This window comes from Thermoactinomyces sp. CICC 10523 (genome assembly GCF_016055105.1).
GTDB lineage: Bacteria > Bacillota > Bacilli > Thermoactinomycetales > Thermoactinomycetaceae > Thermoactinomyces_A > Thermoactinomyces_A daqus.
The window spans coordinates 34,127-58,238 of record NZ_JAECVX010000015.1 but is presented as its reverse complement, the minus strand read 5'-3'; the positions used below and the strand labels follow the sequence as shown (position 1 = coordinate 58,238).

Genomic DNA, 24,112 nt, shown 5'->3' with positions numbered 1-24,112 from the left:
GAGAGAAACTGGAGGGAAAGAGGATGAGAATACATCTCCCATTGCGTTATCCTTATTCATTTGCCCATACGACAAAGCGGCTGAAATCTTTTGAGAAGAGCATCTATGTTTATCGTGAAGGCGCTTTTTGGCGAACGATCCGAGGCAGGAAAGGCCCCTTGCTGCTTTCTGTGGCTGAAGATTCGGAACGCCCCGGACTGATTGCCGAGATTTTCGGAGAAGCCGATCCGGAAGAGGAAGAGGAGTTGAAAGGACGAATTGCCCATATGTTTGGTACTGATGTCGATTTAACTCCATTTTATGAGCAGATGAGGCAAGATCCTGTTTTGTGGCCGGTGATTGAGCAAAGAATCGGAATGCATCTGGTTTTGGATGCCAGTTTGTACGAGTGTCTGGTTAAAACGATCATCAGTCAGCAACTGAATCTTTCCTTTGCCGGCACTTTAATTGAGCGATTCATTCAGCTGGCCGGAGATACGGGCCAATTTGCCGGAGAAACATGGAAGGTATTTCCGGCTGCGGAACAGGTGGCGTGCCTCCGTTATGAAGATCTCCGGCATCTCCAGTTCAACCAGCGGAAAGCGGAGTATATCATCGATCTCTCCCGTCTCATCGCCGAAGGGAAGCTGGATCTTGAGACATTGACCGGACTTCCCGACGATGAAGTGATGAAAAAACTGACCGCACTCAGGGGAATCGGGCGCTGGACCGCAGAATGCCTGCTGATGTTTGGTTTGCGCCGTCCCGATTTGCTTCCGGCAGCGGATATCGGCTTGCGCAATGCAGTCGGCCGACTTTACGGATTGCCGGCCAGACCCGATGAGAGCGAAGTGAGAAGAATCGGGGAAAAATGGGCCCCTTATCGCAGCTATGCGACTTTTTATCTCTGGGACACCCTTGGATGAGCAAAAAAGAGCATATATTTGTGTCTTTTCACCGACCCGCAATTCGTATTCTGAGACGGCTTGGGGGGGACAGAAGAAACCCGAAATCGCATGATCTGCGCCAAATGTGGTATGATCATAGGCAGAGCAGCAATTTTTTGCAAACGAAGGAGAGAACGCGCAGTGGCACGGAAAAAAGCGAAGGCAAAAAGAGTAGCCAGCGTCGATGCACAAGGCATTCTCGTTCGCGATCTGAAAGGAACGTTGTTGTGGATTATTGTTGCCGCAGCAGTGACCGCCGTACTGGCAACCGCATGGCAAACGATGATGTAATAAAAAACTGGGCAGCACTGCCCGGCGTGGAGACTGTGGCATGTCCCGCGGACTCCAGACAGACCATTGGAAACGCAGGGGGAACTGCGACCTGACAGCGATGCATCTTCACAGAAAAAAGCAGGAGGGGATCACCCTGCCTGCTTTTTTATCTTTGTGAGCGAGAGAACCAACCCCGGCTTCAGCGATGGGGGTAAGAGTGAGCGTCAGGCGGGGGAGGGGATGTTTTCCCACTTCCGCAAGCCCGAACCCGGGCTGAAAAACTTTGCCGGGATTGTTTGGGAGACTTGCGTTCAAGAACATGGTGAAGGACCATAAGCCGGCAAAATCGATCACGTCATCGTCCCTGCGGACGACCCGGAAATCCCCTGCCTTTGCTCATGGGAGTGGGCAACTATTGCTGCTTTACCATGTCTTTGACCAGATCGGGGAAGTTTTCCGCATGATAGACAATACTGCGCGGATAAGCGATCTGAACGCCGTTTTTATGCAGAAGCAAAACAGCCTCTTTGCGCATTTCCCGCTCCAGTCCCCAATATTCCTCCGGATCGCACAAGGCGGTGATGGTAAATTCCGCACCATTTTGATCAATCCGGGTAATGCCCATAATTTTTGGTTCTTCGATTAAATAAGGGGCATATTTTTTTCCAATGCTTTTACATACTTCTTCCAGCGCATGGTTCACCATCGTGAGATCGGATTCGTATGGAACGGTGACCCTTACGATCGCCCGCATCTTTTCGCGATTGTAGTTGGTTACCTGTTTGATATTGCCATTGGCGATATAATGAAGGCGCTGATTGAACTCGCGGATTTTCGTGATTCGCAGTCCGACTTCTTCCACGGTTCCTTCAATTTGCCCGTTGATCTGCACGATGTCGCCGACTTCCAATTGGCTCTCGAAAATCAAAAAAAAGCCGGTGATGATGTCCCGAACGAGATTTTGCGCCCCAAATCCGATGGCCAGGCCCAAAATACCGGCACCGGCTAGCACAGGAAGGGGATCAAAACCCAGATTGACCATGATGGTCAGTACGGCAATGAAATAGATCGTATAGTGGGCAATCGACTTGATCAGTTTGCGCAGAGTATGTGCTTTTTTGGTTCCGATCCGGCTGAATTCAAAAATTTTATCGATAACCCGGTCAAAAAAACGAACCCCGGTGATCGCGATCAGCACGATTAAGGCGATTTGTGCTACCGGGAGGATGATGTAAGAGAAAGGGTCTTCAATGATTCTGGTTATGAGGGTTTTTGTTTCGGTTGCTACTTGTCCGACTTGCTCCCATTTCGTATTCAGCGCATCCGGTTGCGACAAATTCACCGTTCAATCACCTCCACCATGACGAAGCGTTGAAACTTTTCAGGACAAATGCTTGACTTTTTTCTCCAATTGCTCCTCGTTCATCCACCCCACAAAAGAGTAAAAAATATTGTAGTGTTGGTCAAGTAAGGCGACCGCCACAAAGGGAAAATGTTTTTTGTAGTGATAGCGAACGTCCAGCCATCTCACTTCATAGCCGTAAGGGCGCTTCATCACCTGGGGATATCCGTAAGAAGTGAAGGACAGAAACGCCTCAATGGAGTCCGCCTTTTTCGATTGCAGGGCGGCCGGGTGGTTCAGGTCTTCCGTTTTCATTTCTCCTGTCCAGGCAAGGCAGCCATTGCGGATTTCTCCCACCTTGACCTTTTCCTTGGTTTCAACGATCACATTCCACACGTTCCAGCGGACGGTGGGGGTAACGGTATACCGCCCGGGCAGGCTCACTTCCCGTTTGACCCTTTCCGTCAGTCGGAAATGAACAATGCTGCGCCAAGCGATGTAGGCGATGAGGATAAGATAAAGCATTGTATAAATGGGCACCGGCCGGTCAGGCATGATCCGCCAGAGACCGAAACTGATCAGATGGAGGGTGAAAATAAAAGGATCAAAAATGTTCAAGGTATTCCACGACAGCCACTTATGAGAGAACGGTCTCAGCGCCTGCGTTCCATATGTATTAAAGATATCAATAAAAATATGGATAAAAACGGCCAAAAAGGACCACAGCAGACAATGTGCAATGGCTCCGGGGAATAAAAGCGAAATGCCGGCTGTCAGAAGGAGCGGCCATATGATCAACATGGGAAGGGAATGGCTGAAACCACGGTGTTTCCGTATATAGAGCGCGTTTCCCCGAAAGCGGTAAAGCGTATCGATATCGGGGATTTCCGAACCGATTACTGTACTTAACAGCACGGCTTGCGCCGTTTCCGTGTCTGATGCGACGGCCGGGTCAAGATGCGCCAAGCCAAAAAGTCCGATTCCCATAACCAAATGAGTGGCCGTATCCATATGCCATCCCCCTTTTCACCATTTTACCTTAAAAAATCTAACAAAATTATATTACAAAAGCGGTTCCCTTTACCGTGAAAAAACAGATCAAGAAGTGAACATTCCATGGTAACCGTCTTCCTTATGTTCACTCTTACAGGAACTGCATTAGTAAGTTTACCGGATTTCGCTATTTGAGGCGGAATGTTAAAAATCGTACACTTTCATGAACATGAAGGTTGTGTATGATGGTTATAAGGATCTGTATACTGTTGCGCACTTCCTCTCATCACGGTTTTGAAAGAAGGAGGCTTCATCATTGTCAAAAGCGAAAATGGAAGAAGAAATGGATTGCCTGCTCAGCGAGGAAGTGGTGGCGGAAATTCGACGGTCGCTTCTTGACTGGTATCGGCGCAACCGGCGTGATCTGCCGTGGAGAAAAGAGAAAAACCCTTACAAGACTTGGGTTTCGGAAATCATGCTGCAACAGACGCGCGTAGATACCGTCGTTCCTTATTTTGAGCGGTTTATGGAGCAATTTCCCACCCTTGAGGCGTTGGCCGAGGCACCGGAAGAACAGGTGCTGAAAGCGTGGGAAGGGCTCGGTTATTACTCCCGGGCCAGAAATTTGCATGCTGCCGTTAAGGAAGTTGTCGCAAATTACGGGGGAAAGGTTCCGGATGATCTTGAGCGCATCTCCAAACTGAAAGGAATCGGTCCCTATACAGCCGGAGCGATTTTAAGCATCGCATACGACAAGAAAGCCCCGGCGGTCGATGGAAACGTAATGCGGGTTTTTTCACGCCTTTTTGCGCTTACGGACGATATTGCAAAGGTGTCCACACGGAAAAAGATGGAACGATTGGCGGAAACATTGATTCCGGATGAGGCTCCGGGGGATTTCAACCAAGCTCTGATGGAATTGGGAGCATTAATCTGTTCTCCGACTTCGCCACAATGTTTATTCTGCCCTGTTCTCTCGGTATGTGATGCATACCGTCTCGGAATGGAAGAAGAATTGCCGCGGAAAAAGAAGGCCAAACCGCCGACAGAGGAAGAGGTGGCCATTCTCTTGATCACCTGCGGGATGCACTTTCTTGTCGAAAAAAGGCCGGATCAGGGGCTGTTGGCCGGTCTTTGGGGATTGCCAACCATCGGATGGTCAGATCAAAAAGAAATGGAGTCCATTTTGGAATTTTGTGACCAAAAACAAATCCCTGCGACGAAATTTATGATAAAGGGGCAATTTGAACACATCTTCAGCCATCGCCACTGGAAAGTCACCGTGATGACAGTGGAGACGCCCGATACCGGTTGGGAGGTTCCGGAGAACTGGAAATGGGTGACAAAGGAAACGATTGGGGAAATAACGTTAGCCAATGTTTACCATAAAGCCTTGCAATTATGACGCAGATCAGGCAAGAGCTTGAGACGCAAAAAACTTCATCCAACGAAGGAGATCAGGAATGTGGTTGGTTCACATGAACATGCAGACAACATGCCTGAAGACGAATAAATGGTTTTCTGTTTGAATCGAAACATTTTCTTTATGCTGTTGGTCTAAATACGTGAGGAAACGAATCAGTCCGGAGCCCCGGGCCGTTTAGGTTGCCAGAATCCGTTTAATTTTTGTTTGGTCCTTTGATTCAGTTGATTTCCTTAAAAAGAGAATACTTGCAGAGGAGAGAGAGCGGGTGGAAGACAAAAAAAAGCGCGAACCCGAACAGCCTTTGTCCGAGGAAAGGGACGAACGGAAAGAAATAAAGGGGGCGGGGGAGTCACCAGCTTCACCGGAACCGGGCACGGAAGTGAGGCATGAAGAAGAGCGGAGTGAAAAGACATCAACAGAACCGGAACAGGCGCATCCTGATAAACCGGCGGATTTTCCGCTTTCGTCCCGATGGGATTTCGGTTCAAGCGAAAAAGACGGCCCCCTGTCGAAGAATGAAAACGCCAACAGCAGCGATGTCGACGTACCCGCCAGCGCGGATCATCATCCTGAGCCGGTGCAGGTGGAAGTGCAGAAACCGGCAAATCCCCGGCCAGAGTCCGCCAAGGAGGATACGGGAATCTTTTCCGCAATCAAAAGAGAGGTTCACAGCACTCCGAAACCAAAGAAAATCCTCATTGCCACTCTGGTCGCCTCGATGACCGTGGCCGGTTTGTTCGGTTTTGGCGCATATGCGTTTGATTCCAGCAAAGTCAAGGCGGACGTCCCGGCTGCTGTGAAAGAACAGCCGAAACCGGCTAAGTTGCAATTATATTTGGATGATAAAAAATTTGAGCTAGATCTGCTCAGTATCGGTTATGACGGGAAAGATTTATCGACGATCAATCAGGAAAAGCTGGCAAAATGGCTGGACAGTGTCAGGGATCAAGTGAAAATCGAACCGAAAAACGCCAGATTTAAGCACAATAAATGGGGAAATCCGATCATTCGCGGGGAAGAAGGCCGAGTGATGGATGTGAAGACCGTGAAAACGTGGTTGAAAGACCTTCGCCCCTATATCAACAAGCCGACGCAAATTCCCACCATTTCGGTTGCGCCGAAAGTTTCCTCGGCAGACCTGCGTGAAGTGAACAAAAAGATGATCGGCAGTTACACCACCAAGTTTGATCCGGGGAACGTAAACCGTACCACCAACATCAAACTGGCTTCGGCCCAAATCAATAATCTTGTACTTTTGCCAGGAGAGCGTTTTTCCTTCAATAAAGTCGTCGGAGAGCGGACGGCTGCCCGGGGGTATAAACCGGCGCACGTGATCGTCAAAGGGGAGTTTACGGAAGGGATTGGCGGCGGCATCTGCCAGGTTTCCTCCACGCTCTACAACAGTGTCGATGAAGCGGGACTAAAGGTCACGGCGATTCAACACCACAGCGCCGAGGTGACTTATGTGCCGAAAGGACGGGATGCCACCGTCTCCTGGGGAGGACCTGATTTCCGCTTTAAAAACAATTTGAACAAACCGGTTCTGCTGAAAATTAAAATTTCCGGTTCCCATCTTACGGTCAATGTATATACCAGCCCGGGAGCCAAGGTTCAGTCGCGCAAAGTTGAGAAAGCACCTGAATCGTTCAGCACGATCACGGTTGATCCGACAAAACCAAATGCGCAATTGCCCAAAACGACAACCAGTCAGTAAAAGCAAATCCCCCTTGGTTGTCCCGGTGTTCAATGAAACACCCGGATCACCGGAGGGGGATTTTTTGCGCAGGCGATGACCGGAGAACCGCGTTCCTCATGCATTCAGCTTGCCATCCCTTTAAAAATGGTCATAAATATTCGGCGTTTGGCTGTTCCATGTCTGATTGCCCCTGTTTTCGATCTCTTTTATGACCTGACGGTGCAAGCTGGCGCCTTGCTGGTTTAAGTAAGGAGACATTTGCGCCATAATAAAGTGGTGGTACGAAAGTTCATCCAGATTCCAGTCTGTTAAGGGTGTCATGCTCAATTCTTCAAGGTTTCGGCCAGTATACACAATCCATCACCTCAAAAAAAGTATTGGATAAAAAGAAAAAGATCATGCATTTTTGCAAAAGAAGGACGTTGTTGCAATGAAATGGATCATACGTGAAATTCCTTTCAAGGTTCGCCCGGAACACGTCTTTGCCCATCTCTACCGGGATGAACCCTATGCATTTTGGCTCGACGGAAATCGTCTGGCACCGGGACTGAGCCGGTACTCCTTTATGGGGGCCAATCCCTCTTTTTTGGTTCGGGTGCAGTCAGGGAAAATCGAATGGATTCACCAAAACACCGTGCAAGCTGACACAGGGGACCCTTTTCAAGCGATTCAAAAGTTGCTGGATGAGCATCAAACGCCCGCAGGAACCGGCAAGCCTTTTCCGTTCATCGGGGGGTTGGTCGGCTATTTTGGTTATGAAATGAACCGGTTTATTGAGAAACTTCCCGATCTCCCGGAGGATCCCACCCAGGCTCCGGTGTCATGGTGGATGTTTGCCGACCAGGTTCTCATTTACGATCAGCTGGAAGGAAAATCATATTTGAGCAAACGGGTCAACGACAGTGACGGGGAAAAAGATCTGGAGCAGTGGCTGTCCGCCGTAAAACGGGCATCTGATACACCGCTTCCCGAACCCGACATTTCTCCTGCGGAGGGGAGTACGCCGTTTGCCCAAGTGGAATCGTATGATTCCTACTGCCGCAAAATCAGGAGAATCCTCGGGGAAATCGCTGCGGGCAATATCTATCAGGCGTGTTTCACCCACCAGCTTTCCGCTGATTTTTCCGGTCATCCCTTTGATCTGTACCGGATATTGCGCCGGATCAATCCCGCTCCTTTTTCCGCCTATCTGCGGTTTGGTGATCTCTTTGTCCTCTCTACTTCCCCTGAACGGTTTTTGAAGCTGGAAGGGCGGAGGCTGGAGAGCAGACCGATCAAGGGAACGAGGCCGCGGGGAAGGAGTGCGGAAGAAGATGATGCGCTCGTCTTGGACTTGAAATCAAATGAGAAGGACCGTGCGGAAAATGTCATGATTGTTGATTTGGTGCGCAATGATCTGGGAAAGGTATGCGAAACTGGCAGTGTCCGCGTATCGGAACTGTTGAAAGTGGAATCTTATGCTACCGTCCATCAGTTGGTGACGGTCGTTGAGGGGAGGCTGAAGCCGGACGTTCCGGCGCTTGAGGCAATTCGGGCAGCTTTTCCCGGAGGTTCCATGACCGGAGCCCCGAAAATTCGGGCGATGGAGATTTTGCATGATTTGGAGCCGGTGGCCCGCGGCATCTATTCCGGCGGTTTGGGTTATTTGGATGTTCGCGGCGGCTTTGATCTCAGCATGGTCATCCGCACGATCATTGTCCGGGAGGGAAAGGCCTTTTTTCATGTCGGCGGGGGCATAGTGGCCGATTCTGATGAACAGCTGGAATATCAGGAATCGATGGACAAGGCATTGGCGCTGAAGAAGGCGATCCTTCTGGCCGGAGATCGCTGTCCGAGCCCCATCGTGTAAAAGGCGGTTTCCTGCCCCGTTTTCCCTGAGTCCGATTGTCGTCCTTCCGTGTGGCAGATTTTGTTGGATTCAGGGTTCTCCGGTTCTCTTCACGTTCCGTTTTTGTTCATGCGGGCGGTCATAAATGGGTTAAATTGGTGTGGTTTAGGATAAAATGGGAATAGGGAGAAAATTTTATCTGTAATCTTTAATCTTTGCATCGTTTTGCCAGTGGAATGTCGGGCAGGATCGAAACGGAAGGAGACCGACAGATGAAAACAGCGCCGCCACACGGTGTCAGAAAGCCATGGTTTTCTTGGGTGTTCAAAGGTTCAGCTTGCCTGCATTTCGTGTCCGTTCTGCTGATTTTATTTGTTTTACTGCAGATGGCGAAACAGCCTTGGTTGTCGAGATCCGTTTATTTTCTGGAACATGAAAAATGGGTCATGCTCGCCTGGGTGAGTTCGTTTCTGGCCGTGCTCTCATTTTTGGCCATCTATACGATTTTGTTATTTGCCTTAAATGACCGGTTTCGCATCATTTTGCAATGGGCCTGGTTGATTCAACTGATCGGAGGGGCGGTCTTTCTGCTTTACCATCTGGTGCAGATGCTTCTGTTTCCTCTCATGGTTCATCTTTTTTTGCAGATGCCGACGCTGAATCTGATCCGGCATCTGGAGGAATGGGACTCGTTATTGATCCGGATGGTCGGTGTATTTGGACCCACGTGCTGGGCGATCGGGGGGTTAATTTACACCGCGGTGATGTTCCGCACCAGGGAATTTTCTCCGTTCCTCAGCTGGTGGTCGCTGCTGGTTTGGACGGTGGTGCTGGCCGGAGTTGTCAGTTTTCGATGGATGGGTTTTCATGTTTCCTTTTTACAAGGATTTGCCATTTTTATCTTTATTCCCTGGTTGTGGAATATGGGTGAGCAGGTAAAATCGGGATTTTCTAATTAAGCAGGATGGTTTTCGCAGATTGAAATAAAAATGAAACTTGAGGTAAAATAGAAAAGCCAAGGTATGTGATACTTCCCCAATGGAGGAGAATCAGGTTATGCGCCTACGCTCTTTTCAACTGGCAGATGTACATGACGTTTTAAGAATCTGGCAGATGACAGCTTCCCATCAGAAGGAAAGGGAAACGCTTCGGGTTTTGTATGAACAGTTAGCTTACGACCGGGATCTGGTTATTGTGGCCGAAGCACCGGATCAACGGGTGATCGGAGCCATTGTGGGAACAATTGACAAACACACGGGATTCTTCTATTGTCTCGCTGTTGACCCGAACTTCCAGAAACAAAGGGTCGGTACTGCATTAGTGCGTGAATTGGAGTACCGTTTTTTGCAAAAAGGGGTAAAAAGGATTTGGATCACGGTAGACAAGGGTACGGAAAAATTGCTCCCCTTTTACCAATATCTCGGTTACAGCAATACTTGTTCCACCCGTTTGGAAAAAGAGCTGTTTGTCAGTCAGCGATGTACTGGTTGATCGTTGTTTTTGTTTTTTGCCTATGGTTTTGTCTGTTTTTAATCTGCCTGAAGTACGGCAGATTTTTTTTGTGTCCAAATCCTTTCAGGAGGGGAGAGGAAGATAAATGTCTTCCCACATAAAAGGGTATCTGTTTTATGTTAAGAATACTACACTTTGAATACGCTTTCAAATTAAAATTATTTGAACGGCTTATTTTTTTTGTTGGATTGACTGGTAAGCATAAGGCGGAAAAGCCGGAACAGATTTAGATGGCGAACGGTTCGTGTTAAAAAATAAATCATTATTTTAGATGATGGTTTAAAGGAATCTGCCGAAGTTTTTGTGAATGGCTGCTATATTGGGGAGAATGCGGATGGTTGCGTGCCGGAAGCAAAGGAAAGGATGAAAAATAAGGAATTCCCTTAGAAATCAATCATAAAGCAATTCCGGCCGATTTGATTATTCCCTGTTGACATCAGGGGTTTTTTTTCACATAATTACTACTAACAATTGAGAGCGAAACGTGATGACAAGGACCAGTAGAGCATTCCCCAACTGTACAGAGAGCGAAACCCGCAGGTTGAGAGGTTTTGCCAGTTGGCTGCTCGAACCCATCCTTTGATGCGGCTGATGATAAATCAGATCGGGGCCAACCCGTTATCCTGAGCGATGTTAAATCGCGCTGAGCTGGGCGCTTTCATGGCGTCAACAAAGGTGGTACCGCGGGAGTTAACCTCTTTCGTCCTTTGGGATGAAGGAGGTTTTTGTTTTTTAGTCATCAAAAGGAGGTAGAAATCCATGTTACAAGAGCGAACCATTGGCTTTATCGGGGCAGGTTCCATGGCTGAAGCGATTTTGGCAGGATTGCTCCGGCAAAAGGAGGTAAGCCGGAAACAGATCTCGATTATCAACCGCGAGGATCAGGAACGGTTGAAAGAACTGACCGAAAGATACCGGTTGGACGAAACGAAGCAACGTATCGAAACAGTAGCGAAATCGGACATTGTGATTTTGGCAGTCAAACCGAAAGATGTGCCGGAAGTGTTGCAGACCTGGGGCCATCTCTTTTCGGAAGATCAGATGCTGTTGTCGGTGGCGGCAGGCATTTCAACCTCTCTGCTTGAGCAGCACGTCACCGGAAAGATGGCGGTGATTCGTGTCATGCCAAATACCTCTTGTGCCGTCGGTCAGTCGGCGACGGCGATTTGTCCGGGGAGCCACGTCAGCCCGGAGCAACTGGAAACAGCTCGACTGATTTTTCGCAGTATCGGATCGGTTATCGTCGTTGATGAGTCTTTGATGGATGCAGTCACCGGATTGTCCGGCAGCGGGCCCGCCTATGTTTATTATCTGGCAGAGTCCCTGGAGGCGGCGGGGATTTCGGCCGGGCTTTCCCCGGAAACGTCACGTGCATTGACCGTGCAAACCTTGCTCGGAGCGTCGCAAATGCTCCTCAAGACCGGCAAGGCGGCGGAAGAATTGCGACGTGAAGTCACCTCACCGGGAGGGACCACGATGGCCGGGCTCGAAGTTTTGGATCAATACCAGCTGGATGAAGCGATAAAAAAAGCTGTGCTCAGGGCCAAAGCCCGTTCGGTTGAAATGGGACAGCAAATTGCGATCACTTTCTGATACCGGGGGCATGGAGAAGACGACTCCATGCCTTTTCCCGCTTACGAAGAAATTTAAACATTTAAATCAACGAAAGTGGGGAAAGGCAGACATCAGGATCGGGCGAGTCTATAATGAAAACGTGTTAATTTCAAATAATAACCAAGTGAATTTTAAGATAATCAGATTGGCTGCCGTTTGTCAATCCTTTTTCCGCGAAGAGGCGCCGGAGTGCTTGCGGGCGCGCACATGTCGGCCACGAGGGACTCAGCCCGTCCCGACCCACCTGTTTTTATTCACTTTGATCCCGGGATTGCGCTTGTCGCGGCCGGAATGCTTTTTGTCTGATCCCGGCCAAGAGCAACGCCTCAGGCTTTAAATGATAAATTCTGAGTTTTAGGTGTTTTATTTTTTTCTCTTTTTGGAAATAAAGAAACTAGAGCGCTTGAGGTGAGGAAAATGATACCAAAAAAGGGTGATACGATTCGCATTGAAAGCTTAAAATACGGGAATTTGATGCACAGGGCTTGGAAAAAATCGGTGATTTTGCAACCGGGAGAACCGCTGGTACTTGCCAACTACAATGCAAAAGTGGTAGAAAAAAATGGTGTTGAATGGGATTTTCCGGGTTTGGCAATTTGTCTTTTTTCCAAGCGCGATTGGTTCCATACGGTTATCTTGTATGACGACCAGTTCCGGCTCAAGGAGTATTACTGCAACATTGCATCACCCTACTGGTGGGACGAAGCGGGAAAAACGCTCTGCTATATCGACTACGATTGGGATTTGATCGTCAAGCCTGATTGGCATTACCAATGGGTGGATGGGGACGAGTTTGAAGCGAATCGCTTGCACTACGGATATCCCCAAACGGTTGTGGACAGTGTGAACAGAGCCAAACAGGAACTGGAAGGACGGGTATTGCGGCAGGAGGAACCATTTTCTCCCGAATTCGCTCCATTTTGGTATCATCAGTACCTAATGCTGAAGACTGAAGCGGGATGATGGAGTGAATGTGCATGTTTCGGGTAAAGGGACTGAATAGATGGACGATGTTGGTCATCTATGCAGCCGTGTTTGCCTGGGCAGTCAATCAGTACGGGATAGCGTTATCAGTTGTAAACGGCACTTCGATGCAACCGACTCTGCAGGATGGTGACCGGCTTCTTGTCAATCGTTTTGCGTTTGTACTGGATCAGCCGAAGGTGGGGGAAGTGATTACTTTTCGCGATCCGTCCGACCATCACCGGTTTCTGGTCAAACGGGTGATCGGTGTGCCGGGGGACACAATCGAGATTCGAAACGGGCAGCTTTATCGCAACGGGAAGAAGGTACATGAGGCTTATACGGATTGCCCGATCGAAGATGGCAATTTCGGCCCGATCCGGGTAAAGCGCGGGACCGTGTTTGTCATGGGTGACAACCGTCACCGCTATGCCAGCAGGGACAGTCGGTATAGCAGCGTTGGACTCGTTCCCGACGATTTACTCGATGGGAAGGTGGAGCTTATTTTATGGCGGCCTTCATTATCAGCTTCGCTTTGATGCTGAATGAAGAAAACAATTTAAAATAGGTATAAAAGTCAAAAATTGTTCACAAAAACCAAATTGCTTAATTGCTTAAATGTCGCATAATAGGTAAGTGTTTACCGCTTTCCCTCAATCCCGTAAAAATAAATCAATCGCCTGGCAAAAGGCGGGTTGATAGACGGCCCATAAACATAAAAGCCAATCAAATCTGATTCTTTGGAGGTAATGACACAATGGATCTGTTAGCAAAAACACGTCGCATTTCCAAGATTTTGCAAAAAAATGTAGGCCACCATTTGGTTGACTTCGATGAAGTTGCACAAGTTCTCTGTGACATCATCGGCGCCAATATCTATGTGGTCAGCGCAGAAGGAAAGCTGCTCGGCATGGCGATCAACCATGACTTGGCCAACGAGCGGATGGAACAATATCTCAAAAACCGCGAGTTCCCGGTTGATTATGCCAAACTTCTCATGGAAGTAGACCAAACCATGACCAACGTTGGTGTGGACAGCCCTTATACCGCTTACCCGACGGAGATGAAGGACATGTTCCGCGAAGGGTTTACCACCCTGGTGCCGATCATTGGCGGTGGGGATCATCTGGGTACGCTGGTGCTGTCCCGCCTGAACACGCGTTTTGAAGAAGAAGACCTGATCTTGGCTGAGTATGGAGCAACCGTTGTCGGGATGGAAATTTTGCGTGAACGTGCCGGTCAGGTAGAAGAAGAAGCACGCAGCCGCGCAGTCGTGCAATTGGCGATCAATTCGCTCTCCTTCAGTGAATTGGAAGCGGCAGAACACATCTTTAATGAGCTGGATGGAATGGAAGGATTGCTCGTTGCAAGTAAAATTGCCGATCGTGTCGGAATCACGCGTTCCGTTATTGTAAATGCGCTGAGAAAACTCGAAAGCGCAGGTGTCGTGGAATCCCGTTCGCTCGGAATGAAAGGGACCTACATCAAAATTCTCAATCCGAAACTGCTCCCAGCCCTTGAAAAAGCCAGACATTAAAAAACAAACAAGAAAAGGTCCGAGTCTCACAAAAGAGTCTCGGCCTTTTTTATTTTGAACGAAAATTCAGTATTGTTTATGATATAATAGTTTTGCTCCAAAAAGATGTTTCTCGTGTTTTCCTCCCCTTGCCTGTTTGGGCGAGATTGGTTACAATCTGGCATCTGAGGGCATTTGCTTCCGCAGGTGAACCAGTTTTGCACCGATGACTTACTGCTTAGACTCAAAAACCTGTGTTTTAACATTTTTAAAAAATTGCCATGAATCTTTTTGGGTCTAACTTTCGTTATAAAAAGTGTAAGGCGTTAAACAACTAAACCGAAGAAGATACAGCAGAGGATGAAACGGGGAAGAGCGGGGTTGTATGTGCCGGAGGGACAAATTCTCCTTCGGTCGTCTTGCACCATACTCCGGGCCATGGCAATGTGGATATAAAAGCAAATTGTAGGGGTTGAATAAAGATGGGGAGTATGAGACGTTATCTTCGGTTTGTTAAGCCTTATTGGAAAGAAATCTGCTTGACAATGGCGATCGGGATTTTAAAATTCGGGATTCCGCTGTTGTTGCCGCTGTTATTGAAGTATGTGGTCGATCATCTGTTGCTCAGTTCGATGGCGGCACATGAAAAATTGCAGAAACTCGCCTGGGTGATCGGCGGAGCTTTCCTGCTGTTTACGGTGGTCCGAATCCCGGTCGAGTATTACCGGCAATATTTTGCCCAATGGACAGCGAGCAAAATTTTGTTTGATATTCGCAACCGGTTGTTTGATCACATTCAAAGACTATCGTTGAAGTTTTATCAGAATCAGAAGGTCGGGCAGATTATCTCTCGCGTGATCAATGATGTCGAACAGACAAAAGAATTTGTCGTAACCGGGATGATGAATATCTGGCTGGATCTGTCGACCCTTCTCATCGCCGTATCGATGATGATTTGGATCGATCCGTTCATGACCGCTGTTTCCCTTGCGATTTTTCCGTTATATGCGGTTTCGGTCAAATATTTTTTCCAAAACATGCGTCGCTACACGAAAGAGCGCTCGCAGGCACTGGCCGAATTGCAAGGGCATTTGCACGAACGAATTCAAGGGATTTCCGTTATTCGCGCTTTTCATTTGGAAAGGGAAGAACAAGAGCAATTTGAAAAACGAAATGCTTATTACTTGGATAAAGCGTTGTTGCAAACAAGGTGGATCGCCAAAACATTTGCGGCGATCAACACGATTACTGATTTGGCCCCGATTATCGTGATCGGAACATCAGCCTATCTCGTGATTGAACATAAGTTGACCATTGGTGCGTTAACGGCCTTCTATGGCTATATGGGCCTGATTTATAATCCGATTCGCCGCCTGGTTAATTCTTCCACAACTTTGACCCAGGCCTTTGCTTCAATGGATCGGGTGTTCGAGTTCATGGATGAGACCTATGATATCTTCGATCTTCCGCAGGCTCGTGAGATCCCGGCGGTTAAGGGGAAAATTGAGTTTGAAAATGTTCGGTTTCGTTATCATGACGACCAGGACTGGATCTTGGACGGAGTGAATTTTTCCGTTGCTGCCGGACAGACGGTGGCACTGGTCGGGCCGAGTGGTGGAGGAAAATCCTCGATTATCTCCCTGATCCCCCGTTTTTACGATGTGATCGAGGGACAGGTGAAAATAGACGGAATCGATGTGAAAGATTTTACAATGCGCAGTTTGCGGAGCCATATCGGAATGGTTTTGCAGGAAAACATTTTGTTCAGCGGTTCAGTGGAGGAAAATATCCGGATGGGAAAGGTTACAGCGACCAAAGAAGAAATCATCGAAGCGGCAAAAGCAGCAAACGCCCACGAATTTATCATGGAACTTCCGGACGGGTATGAGACGGAGATCGGGGAGCGGGGTGTCAAACTGTCCGGAGGCCAGAAGCAGCGGATTGCTTTGGCCAGGGTTTTTCTCAAGGACCCGGAAATCCTGATTTTGGACGAAGCAACATCGGCACTTGATCTGCAATCCGAACATCTGGTTCAGGAATCGCTGAACCGCCTGGCGAAAAATCGAACGACAATCGTAGTCGCACACCGGCTTTCCACTATTACACATGCGGATCAAATTCTGGTTATCGAGCACGGCCGTGTAGCGGAACAAGGGACACATGAAGAATTGTTGCGGAAAAACGGATTGTACGCCGATTTATTCAATGTACAGAATTTGGACGGGACCGTAAATGATCCGCAGACGGCAAATCGGGACTCTCACCACTTGATGGAGGGGAAACATGCGTAAAACCTTTGAAATCAACTACGAATGGGATATTGTACATATTCGCAGTGAAGCGCGCGAATTATCCAGGGAAGTGGGATTTGACGAACTGGATCAAGCGCGTATCGTACAATCGATCTCAGAATTGGCACGCAATGTCGTTCAATATGCGGATAAGGGAATCATTACGATCGCGACGGTGGAGGAAGAAGACCGGAAAGGAATTAAGATTCAGGTACAGGATACCGGGCCGGGCATTCCGAATTTGGAAGAATTGGCCAAGGGGAAAAATCAAAATCTGGGTGAAACCTCAGGATTGCAGCAAGTTTACATGCTGATGGATGAACTAAAGCAAATCCCCGTCGAAAACGGAACGTGTGTGGAAGCGGTAAAATGGCTTAAATCGAGCCGCATGCTTCATGAAAAATAATAAATTCACCAAAAAACGGTACGTTTCCCGCGGAAGGAAACTGTGCCGTTTTTTTGTCCCGTTCTCATTTCCAGGAAAATCCCGGCAGTTGATCAAAAATTGTTCACAGATATGTCACCTTCAAACAAATGCCATCGTTTAGACTAAAATAGAAAGGATCTAATGAAAGGAAAGCGGGCAAAAGGGATATAATATCGGTGATTCATTGTTATATCTCTGAATGAGCCATCCATGCCACCCTTGCATGAAGGTTGTTGATCATCTAAAATGGTGATGATATAAACCATGACTTTTGACATTTCTCGATTCCAATATTTGAGAAATGGAATGTAAAATCATAGGGCATTCTACCTACGATTGTTACATTTTTTGCATGTTATAATCAAATATTTCCCGCTTTCTGTATAGCCATAACCTGTTTTCCAAGTGGGGAAAACAGTTTTATTTCACTGCGTTTCTTGGCTTAGAAAGGAGGTCTGTGCGGTGGAACCATTATCTCAGCAAACCGCTGCAGATCGCATCATCAAAACGGAGCCATTTGAATCAGCATCTAAAGCTACCTGGCGTGATTATATCGAAATTACCAAACCAGGGATCAATAAAAGCAATTTGATTGCAACTTTTGCCGGATACTGGGTGGCTGCAGGAATCCACTCATTTCAATTGGTAACCCTTCTGATCACGTTGCTTGGAACGGCTTTGGTGATTGCCGGCAGCTGTACGTTGAATAACTTTATTGACCGCGATATAGACCCTTTGATGGAGCGTACCAAGACAAGGCCGGTGGCCGGGGGAAGGATCAAGCCGGCGGTGGCGCTTTGGTACGGAATCAGTCTGACGGTGCTGGGACTCCTGATCCTTGCGTTCGGAGTCAATCTGCTAGCCGCGATTCTCGGTTTTATCGGTTCATTTGTCTATGTCGTCATCTACAGCATGTGGCTGAAGAGAACCAGCACGTTGAACACGGTGGTCGGCGGTTTTTCCGGGGCAGTTCCGCCGATGATCGGTTGGGTTGCTGTCACTTCGCACATTGATTTAAATGCCTGGGCTCTGTTTTTGATTCTGTTTATGTGGCAGCCTCCTCATTTCTTCGCGTTGGCGATGCGCAAAGCGGAGGATTACCGTGCGGCTGGAATTCCCATGTTGCCGGTTGTCAAGGGAGCCGCGGAGACCAAGAAACAAACGCTGTTCTTTACGGTTATGTTGTTTTTCTCTTCTCTGTTGCTCTTCTTTACGGGAGCGTGTGGCTGGATTTATCTGGTTCTCGCTCTTATTCTGGGCGGAATCTATATTGCTTTGGCATGGAAAGGCTTCAAAACGCAGGATCACGAAAAATGGGCAAAGCAGCTGTTTTTCTACTCCCTGATCTATTTGACGGCGATCCTGTTTGCCATGGTTTTAGATGTTACGATCTATGATCTGATTCAAATGCTGTAAGAATGGATACAGTGCTTAATAAGAGCTTCATATAGATTTGGAGATGCACTGTTGTAAATCATTGATCCGGCCTTGGGCTCTTGAGGCCGGATCAAGCTAACAGAAAGTGAGGTTGGATCGTGGTGAGTCGACAACGTATGTGGCGAGTCTTGCCAGTATTCGCACTACTTGCGCTCGCTCTGTCAGGGTGCAGCAACAGCAAGGTGGAAATGAACGTTCTCGACCCGCACGGATCAGCGGGTGAGAAACAATTGGATCTCATCAATTGGAGCTTCATTCTCATGCTTGCCGTTTTTGCAGTAGTGACGACGATTTACATTTATGTGCTGATTCGCTACCGGAAACGGAAAGGCATTGACCGCATGCCGGAACAGGTTCATGGTAATACCGTACTGGAAATTGTATGGACTGTCATTCCGATTATCTTATTGGCGATTCTGGCGGTTCCGACGGTAAGCACTACCTTTGATCTTTCCGAGAAGCCGAAAACAAAGGATGCGATTCGCGTTGTGGTCACAGGTCACCAATATTGGTGGGAATTCGAGTATCCGGACCTGGGAATTAAAACGGCGCAAGAGTTACATATTCCTGTCGGCAGAAAAGTTGATCTGGAAATCCACGGGAAAGACGTCTTGCACTCTTTCTGGGTACCATCACTCCAAGGGAAAACAGACGTAGTCCCCGGCCGCGTCAACCATATGACTCTGGATGCCGACAAACCTGGTGTCTATCAGGGGAAATGCGCTGAATTGTGCGGTGCCGGCCATGCTTTGATGGATTTCAAGGTGATCGCTTCGAATGATGCCGACTTCAATAAATGGGTCGCAGAAATGAAAGCCCCTCCAGCTCCCGTGACAACGGCAAGCGAGAAAAAAGGGGAACAGCTTTTCCAGCAAAACTGCATGGGCTGCCATGCTGGAATCAATCCAAATGTCCAAGGCCCGGATTTGAACAAGTTCGGGACGCGCACAACAATTGCAGGCGTTTTGCCTCATGATGAACAGCATTTGAAACAATGGCTTCATAATCCGCAAGCAGTTAAGCCGGGAGCCTTGATGCCGAAAATCAATTACTTGCAACCGGATGAAATTCAGGCATTGACCGATTACTTGATGAGTCGAAAGTAACCGTTTTTTTTGGGCGGGAAATTTCGCAATCTCTACTCATCTCACAAAACTATTAATCTATCAAAAGTAGAAAGAAGGAGGGAACACCATGGGGACGCTGATAGTGCTGATCGTATTTGCGCTGTTTCTTACGGCGATCCTTACCGGGGGGTATAACAAAACCTTCTTGGAACGCGTAAAAAATAGCAAAGTATGGGATTGGCTCACCACGGTGGACCATAAGAAGATTGGGATTTTATACTTTCTGTCGGGTTTCTTCTTCTTCCTGGTCGGCGGAATCGAAGCGCTGTTTATGCGGTTGCAATTGGTGGTTCCCCACAACGACCTGTTTGTCGGGGATACGTTTAACGAATTGCTGACCATGCATGGAACGACCATGATCTTCATGGCGGCGATGCCGATGATCTTTGGTCTGATGAATGCGGTCGTTCCCCTGCAGATCGGTGCGCGGGACGTCGCTTTTCCCTTTGTCAACGCGCTCGGGTTCTGGCTTTTCTTCGCCGGCGGGCTTTTAATGAATCTCTCCTGGATTTTCGGCGGTGCGCCGGACGCTGGCTGGACTTCTTATACTTCGCTCGCTTTGAACAATTACAGTCCCGGACCGGGTGTCGATTTCTATGTGCTCGGCCTGCAGATTGCCGGGATCGGAACCTTGATCGGTGGTCTGAACTTCATGGCCACAATCATCAATTTGCGTGCTCCGGGCATGACTTTTCTGCGGATGCCGATGTTCACATGGACCAGCTTTGTTACATCAACCATCATCCTGTTTGCTTTTCCTCCCTTGACAGTCGCTCTTCTGCTGCTCATGTTTGACCGTTTGTTCGGTTCGCATTTCTTTGATTACACCATGGGTGGAAGCGCTGTAATCTGGGAGCACTTGTTCTGGATCTTCGGCCATCCGGAAGTGTACATCGTGATTTTGCCGGCCTTCGGGGTGATGTCCGAAGTAATCAGCACATTTTCGCGTAAGCGCCTGTTCGGTTACACTTCGATGGTGTTTGCGACCGTTTTGATCGCATTCCTTTCCTTCATGGTTTGGGTGCACCACATGTTTACCGTTGGACTTGGACCGGTGTCGAACTCTATCTTTGCGGTGGCGACAATGGCCATTGCAGTGCCTACCGGGATCAAGGTGTTCAACTGGCTCTTTACCATGTGGGGCGGCGAAATTCGCTTCACGACAGCGATGCTGTTTGCCATCGGGTTTATTCCGACCTTTGTGATGGGGGGGATGACCGGGGTGATGCTTGCTGCTCCGCCGGCTGACTTCCAGTACCAGGACAGCTACTTCGTCGTGGCCCACTTCCACTACGTACTTGTTGGCGGTACCGTGATGGGATTGTTTGCCGGAGCTTACTACTGGTGGCCGAAAATGTTCGGCAAGATGCTGAATGAGACCATCGGAAAAATCCATTTCTGGACATTCCTGATCGGGTTTCACCTCACTTTCTTTCCGCAGCACTTCCTGGGACTGTTCGGAATGCCGCGACGCGTCTTCACCTACCAGCCGGGCATGGGGCTGGACAGTCTCAACCTGATCAGTACTATCGGGGTAGTGGGAATGGCCATCGGAACGATCGCTTTCTTGTACAACATCTACTGGTCGTTCAAAAAAGCGGCTCCTGCTCCGGCCGATCCGTGGGACGGGCGTACGCTGGAATGGGCGATTTCGTCACCTCCGCCGGTTTACAACTTTGCCCAATTGCCGTTGGTGCGCGGGTATGATGCCTGGTGGATGGAAAAACAGGCAGGAAACAAAAGTTTGCCTCCTGCTGAACCGCTCGGCTCGATTCATATGCCATCTTCATCCTTCATTCCCATCCTGATGGCGCTCGGATTTTTCATCGCCGGTTTCGGGTTCATCTTCCGCGGCAATTTCGTCGGTGCAATAATCGGGTTGGTGCTGGTAATCGTTTGCCTGTTCTTGCGTTCATTTGATCGTGATCATGGTTACCACATTGAACCGGATGAGATTGAAGAAACGAATAAGGGGGTTCAGGCATAATGGCAACACATACGGAAGCAAGCAGAAGTCCCCATATGCCGAACCATCTGGAGACGGCCACATTTGAGGGCAGAAATAAAGTTCTTGGATTTTGGTTGTTCCTTGGGGCAGAAACCGTTCTTTTCGCCTGTCTGTTTGGTACCTATCTGGCTTTGCGGCATCAAACGATGGGCGGTCCATCCGGACATGAACTGTTCGATTTGAAATTGGTCGGTTTGGCCACGGCTTTCCTTCTCACCAGCAGCCTGACCAGCGTACTGGCCATTCTGGCGATGAACCAACTGAAAAAGAAGGTAATGATGTTCTGGCTGGCAGTAACCGTTTTGTTGGGACTCGCCTTCCTCATTTTGGAGATCAACGAGTTTATTCATTATGTGCATGAAGGGCATACTTTTACGAGCAGTGCCTTTGGCTCTTCCTTCTACGCTCTTGTGGGCACGCACGGAGCGCACGTAACTTTCGGGATTATTTGGATTTCCACACTGATGTTGCAAGCTGCCGGACGGGGCATCACGGAGGAAATGGCTCCCAAACTGTTTGTGGCCAGTCTGTATTGGCACTTTATCGATGTTGTTTGGGTCTTCATTTTCACGCTCGTGTATCTTCTCGGAAAGGTGGGGTAAGCGGTGACAGAAAACCAACATTCCGATAATCACGCCGTATCACCTAAGCCGGAAAGCGCGGTCAAACACTTGATTTCTTTTCTGATCATGATTATACTGACGGCGGCAGCTTTTTATGTGGTGATCAAATCGGGCTCTGTCGTTGCCGAACATCTTATTCTGCCGCTGATTCTCGTGTTTGCCGTCATCCAGGTTTTCCTGCAGCTGTTCACCTTCATGCATCTTGGACAGAAAGGATCGGCTTACTATGCGATCTTTATCATGCTGGGAATTGTGATTGCGGTAATTTCTGCGGTAGGAATTATTTTGATGTAAGAAAAAATGCCCTCTGCCAGCGACAGGCCGGAGGGCATTTTTTCTGAGAAAGTGGTCGGTCAGCGGGCACCATGCCGGAGAATTGCATCCCGGGTTGAGCCGAAAAAATGAACGGTTTTTTGTAAGGAGGTTATGCTTTGTGCAAGGAAGTGTGATTGCGCTGGTCAGTACATCGTGTACCACGATCAGCGCCATTCTGATGGCGATCGGATGGGTGATGATCCGACGGGGCAACGTCAAGGTGCATCGCAGTCTGATGATTGCCTCCGTAATCTTCGCGGCGGGCTTTTTCGCCCTTTATATGTACCGGACGATGTTTCTCGGAAACGTGCCATTTGGCGGACCTCATTATCTGTTGCCGTATTACACGGCTTTTCTTACCTTCCACATCACGGTGACTTCAATCGCTCCGATCTTGGCGGTAATTACACTTTATTTCGCCTATAAAAAGCGTTTTGACCGTCACCGTGCGTTCGGCCGCTGGACGGCACGGATCTGGTTTGTTGGGGCGATTACCGCGATCACAACCTATCTGATCCTGTTTGTCATCTACCCGGCAAATACGACAACGGATTTGTTCCGGGCTTATTGGGGTTTTTAAAGGGATGGACATCCAGCCTGTTGTCTGAACGGATCGGGGCCTTTTTGACTCCATGCCGGAATGAAGGGGGATTTTGTTTCCAGTGGACAGCAACAACACAGAGCGAAACTTCAACGGTACAGGAAAAATCCTCTCTTTGTTGACAGCGGTAACTGATCAGGGAAAAAAGATATCTGCCACAGAAAAAATGATCAAGAAAATGCCCTTTTCCGATGGAATTTTATTGGGGGGAGTTACCGGCTTGGGCTATTTTGCCGCTTATCTTTCGGATGTGAGTTATAAAGAATATTACGGGCTCCCCTCACTCTATGCGGATGTCAGTTTGAACACCGTCATTTTGGCTGTCGCTTCGATTGTTTTTGTCATTCTGGTACTGGCCATGTTTTTGCAGCGGCCTTATGCGATGCGCTACGGCAAATTTGTTTTGCCGGTGATTCTCCCCTTCTCCATCGGTTTGTTACTCGGGCTGAAGCTGGATTATCAATTCAAGCAATCGCTTTGGGAAATTTTTTTCTTTTTCCTTGTATATGTTCTGCTTACGGCACTCCTGTTGTTCTTTGCCATGAGACAAAATTGGCTGCTGACAGGATTGGCACTGGTGATGATTGTCATTTCCGTCTCCAGGGCGAGCGGTTACATTATCGCCTCCAACCAGACGGAATACCTGGTGACACAAGGCTCCTCACCGTATGTGGTGGTGGATACATACAAGGATGGATTTGTAATGATGCCGGTCGATCTGAAGAGGCATGTGATTTTGCCCGAAGTGCTTTTTGTCGACCAGGCCGAGCAAATCAAAGATTCGTTGCGATTGAGGGAGATCAAAACGGGACCGTTGACGGTGGAGGGAAAGAGAGATTGAGTCCCGGCAAATCATAGAACGACGCACAGCCAATGCGGAGGGGCTGTGCGTCATCGTTAATCGGCCGTATAAAAGTCAATTGTTTTATATTTGCGAGAAATTTGTGTATCAACATATAACTTCCACATCTGTTTGGCACACTCTTTGGAACAGATGGGAGATTCAAAGCTAACCTCTACATAATGCGCTTCCTTGCCGCAGATCGAGCAAGGAGCCGTTTTTTTGGCAGGGAGGAGTAAATCTTCGCTATTCAAGATTTGGTCTCGTTTCAATGAAATCATCCTCTCCAATGCGGACTGGTGGGAACCGTGTTCCCTTCCTCATAGGAGGAATCAGACAAAAAGGGGTTAGTC

At 48.4% G+C, this 24,112-nt stretch carries 23 protein-coding genes; 20 read left to right on the top strand and 3 right to left on the bottom strand.

Annotation, left to right across the window (positions count from 1 at the left end; genetic code table 11):
- Positions 1 to 23: 23 nt before the first annotated feature.
- Both I8U19_RS15395 and I8U19_RS15390 read left to right on the top strand, forming a co-directional pair.
- A complete protein-coding gene (locus I8U19_RS15395; RefSeq protein WP_033101350.1) occupies positions 24 to 905 on the top strand; it encodes a DNA-3-methyladenine glycosylase family protein in 882 nt (293 codons plus the stop codon).
- 162 nt (positions 906 to 1,067) lie between these two features.
- Positions 1,068 to 1,217, top strand: coding sequence for a hypothetical protein (locus I8U19_RS15390; RefSeq protein WP_160173864.1), 150 nt, complete (start codon positions 1,068 to 1,070; stop codon positions 1,215 to 1,217).
- A gap of 394 nt (positions 1,218 to 1,611) precedes the next feature.
- Here I8U19_RS15390 and I8U19_RS15385 read toward each other — a convergent pair whose 3' ends face one another.
- Together I8U19_RS15385 and I8U19_RS15380 are read right to left on the bottom strand one after the other, a co-directional pair.
- Positions 1,612 to 2,541 (bottom strand): mechanosensitive ion channel family protein, encoded by a 930-nt coding sequence (locus tag I8U19_RS15385; RefSeq protein WP_052154270.1) that lies wholly within the window; start codon positions 2,539 to 2,541, stop codon positions 1,612 to 1,614.
- A 39-nt stretch (positions 2,542 to 2,580) separates the two neighbouring features.
- Positions 2,581 to 3,552, bottom strand: coding sequence for a metal-dependent hydrolase (locus tag I8U19_RS15380; protein ID WP_033101348.1), 972 nt, complete (start codon positions 3,550 to 3,552; stop codon positions 2,581 to 2,583).
- A gap of 298 nt (positions 3,553 to 3,850) precedes the next feature.
- Between I8U19_RS15380 and mutY the strand changes: the two genes are divergently transcribed.
- Positions 3,851 to 4,939 carry an A/G-specific adenine glycosylase gene (gene mutY, locus I8U19_RS15375; protein ID WP_232331040.1) on the top strand — a complete coding sequence of 363 codons (1,089 nt, stop codon included), beginning with the start codon at positions 3,851 to 3,853 and terminating at the stop codon, positions 4,937 to 4,939.
- A 286-nt stretch (positions 4,940 to 5,225) separates the two neighbouring features.
- Positions 5,226 to 6,674, top strand: a complete 1,449-nt coding sequence (locus tag I8U19_RS17760; protein WP_198056427.1) for a VanW family protein — start codon at positions 5,226 to 5,228, stop codon at positions 6,672 to 6,674.
- 120 nt (positions 6,675 to 6,794) lie between these two features.
- Here I8U19_RS17760 and I8U19_RS15365 read toward each other — a convergent pair whose 3' ends face one another.
- On the bottom strand, positions 6,795 to 6,977 hold the full coding sequence (locus I8U19_RS15365; protein WP_220185011.1) for a hypothetical protein: 183 nt from the start codon (positions 6,975 to 6,977) through the stop codon (positions 6,795 to 6,797).
- A 109-nt stretch (positions 6,978 to 7,086) separates the two neighbouring features.
- Here I8U19_RS15365 and pabB point away from each other — a divergent pair, with 109 nt between their 5' ends.
- The 16 genes from pabB (at position 7,087) to I8U19_RS15285 (ending at position 23,759) form a co-directional block, all read left to right on the top strand.
- Positions 7,087 to 8,505, top strand: a complete 1,419-nt coding sequence (gene pabB, locus I8U19_RS15360; RefSeq protein ID WP_033101347.1) for an aminodeoxychorismate synthase component I — start codon at positions 7,087 to 7,089, stop codon at positions 8,503 to 8,505.
- Between the two features lie 251 nt (positions 8,506 to 8,756).
- Entirely contained in the window at positions 8,757 to 9,443 is a 687-nt protein-coding gene (locus I8U19_RS15355; RefSeq protein WP_033101346.1) for a hypothetical protein, read from the top strand.
- A 97-nt stretch (positions 9,444 to 9,540) separates the two neighbouring features.
- Positions 9,541 to 9,975, top strand: a complete 435-nt coding sequence (locus tag I8U19_RS15350) for a GNAT family N-acetyltransferase (protein ID WP_033101345.1) — start codon at positions 9,541 to 9,543, stop codon at positions 9,973 to 9,975.
- A gap of 780 nt (positions 9,976 to 10,755) precedes the next feature.
- The gene (gene proC, locus I8U19_RS15345) at positions 10,756 to 11,589 is read left to right on the top strand and encodes a pyrroline-5-carboxylate reductase (protein WP_198056426.1); all 834 of its coding nucleotides are present in this window, start codon (positions 10,756 to 10,758) and stop codon (positions 11,587 to 11,589) included.
- A 438-nt stretch (positions 11,590 to 12,027) separates the two neighbouring features.
- Entirely contained in the window at positions 12,028 to 12,573 is a 546-nt protein-coding gene (locus tag I8U19_RS15340; protein ID WP_198056425.1) for a DUF402 domain-containing protein, read from the top strand.
- A gap of 14 nt (positions 12,574 to 12,587) precedes the next feature.
- A complete protein-coding gene (gene lepB, locus I8U19_RS15335; RefSeq protein WP_052154267.1) occupies positions 12,588 to 13,112 on the top strand; it encodes a signal peptidase I in 525 nt (174 codons plus the stop codon).
- Between the two features lie 218 nt (positions 13,113 to 13,330).
- A complete protein-coding gene (codY, locus tag I8U19_RS15330; protein WP_033101342.1) occupies positions 13,331 to 14,110 on the top strand; it encodes a GTP-sensing pleiotropic transcriptional regulator CodY in 780 nt (259 codons plus the stop codon).
- Between the two features lie 461 nt (positions 14,111 to 14,571).
- Positions 14,572 to 16,380 carry an ABC transporter ATP-binding protein gene (locus I8U19_RS15325; protein ID WP_198056424.1) on the top strand — a complete coding sequence of 603 codons (1,809 nt, stop codon included), beginning with the start codon at positions 14,572 to 14,574 and terminating at the stop codon, positions 16,378 to 16,380.
- Entirely contained in the window at positions 16,373 to 16,786 is a 414-nt protein-coding gene (locus tag I8U19_RS15320; RefSeq protein ID WP_033101341.1) for an ATP-binding protein, read from the top strand. The genes I8U19_RS15325 and I8U19_RS15320 overlap by 8 nt, the downstream gene beginning before the upstream one ends.
- A gap of 483 nt (positions 16,787 to 17,269) precedes the next feature.
- Positions 17,270 to 18,223 carry a heme o synthase gene (gene cyoE / locus I8U19_RS15315; RefSeq protein WP_033101340.1) on the top strand — a complete coding sequence of 318 codons (954 nt, stop codon included), beginning with the start codon at positions 17,270 to 17,272 and terminating at the stop codon, positions 18,221 to 18,223.
- 122 nt (positions 18,224 to 18,345) lie between these two features.
- A complete protein-coding gene (gene coxB / locus I8U19_RS15310; RefSeq protein ID WP_235281675.1) occupies positions 18,346 to 19,350 on the top strand; it encodes a cytochrome c oxidase subunit II in 1,005 nt (334 codons plus the stop codon).
- An 88-nt stretch (positions 19,351 to 19,438) separates the two neighbouring features.
- Positions 19,439 to 21,358, top strand: a complete 1,920-nt coding sequence (gene ctaD / locus I8U19_RS15305) for a cytochrome c oxidase subunit I (RefSeq protein ID WP_198056423.1) — start codon at positions 19,439 to 19,441, stop codon at positions 21,356 to 21,358.
- Positions 21,358 to 21,981, top strand: a complete 624-nt coding sequence (locus I8U19_RS15300; RefSeq protein WP_033101338.1) for a cytochrome (ubi)quinol oxidase subunit III — start codon at positions 21,358 to 21,360, stop codon at positions 21,979 to 21,981. Before ctaD ends, I8U19_RS15300 begins: the two co-directional genes overlap by 1 nt.
- A 3-nt stretch (positions 21,982 to 21,984) precedes the next feature.
- A complete protein-coding gene (locus I8U19_RS15295) occupies positions 21,985 to 22,296 on the top strand; it encodes a cytochrome C oxidase subunit IV family protein (protein ID WP_052154265.1) in 312 nt (103 codons plus the stop codon).
- A gap of 139 nt (positions 22,297 to 22,435) precedes the next feature.
- Positions 22,436 to 22,897: a DUF420 domain-containing protein gene (locus I8U19_RS15290; RefSeq protein WP_198056422.1), complete on the top strand. Its 462-nt coding sequence runs from the start codon at positions 22,436 to 22,438 to the stop codon at positions 22,895 to 22,897.
- Positions 22,898 to 22,979: 82 nt separating this feature from the next.
- A complete protein-coding gene (locus I8U19_RS15285; RefSeq protein ID WP_198056421.1) occupies positions 22,980 to 23,759 on the top strand; it encodes a hypothetical protein in 780 nt (259 codons plus the stop codon).
- Positions 23,760 to 24,112 lie beyond the last annotated feature (353 nt).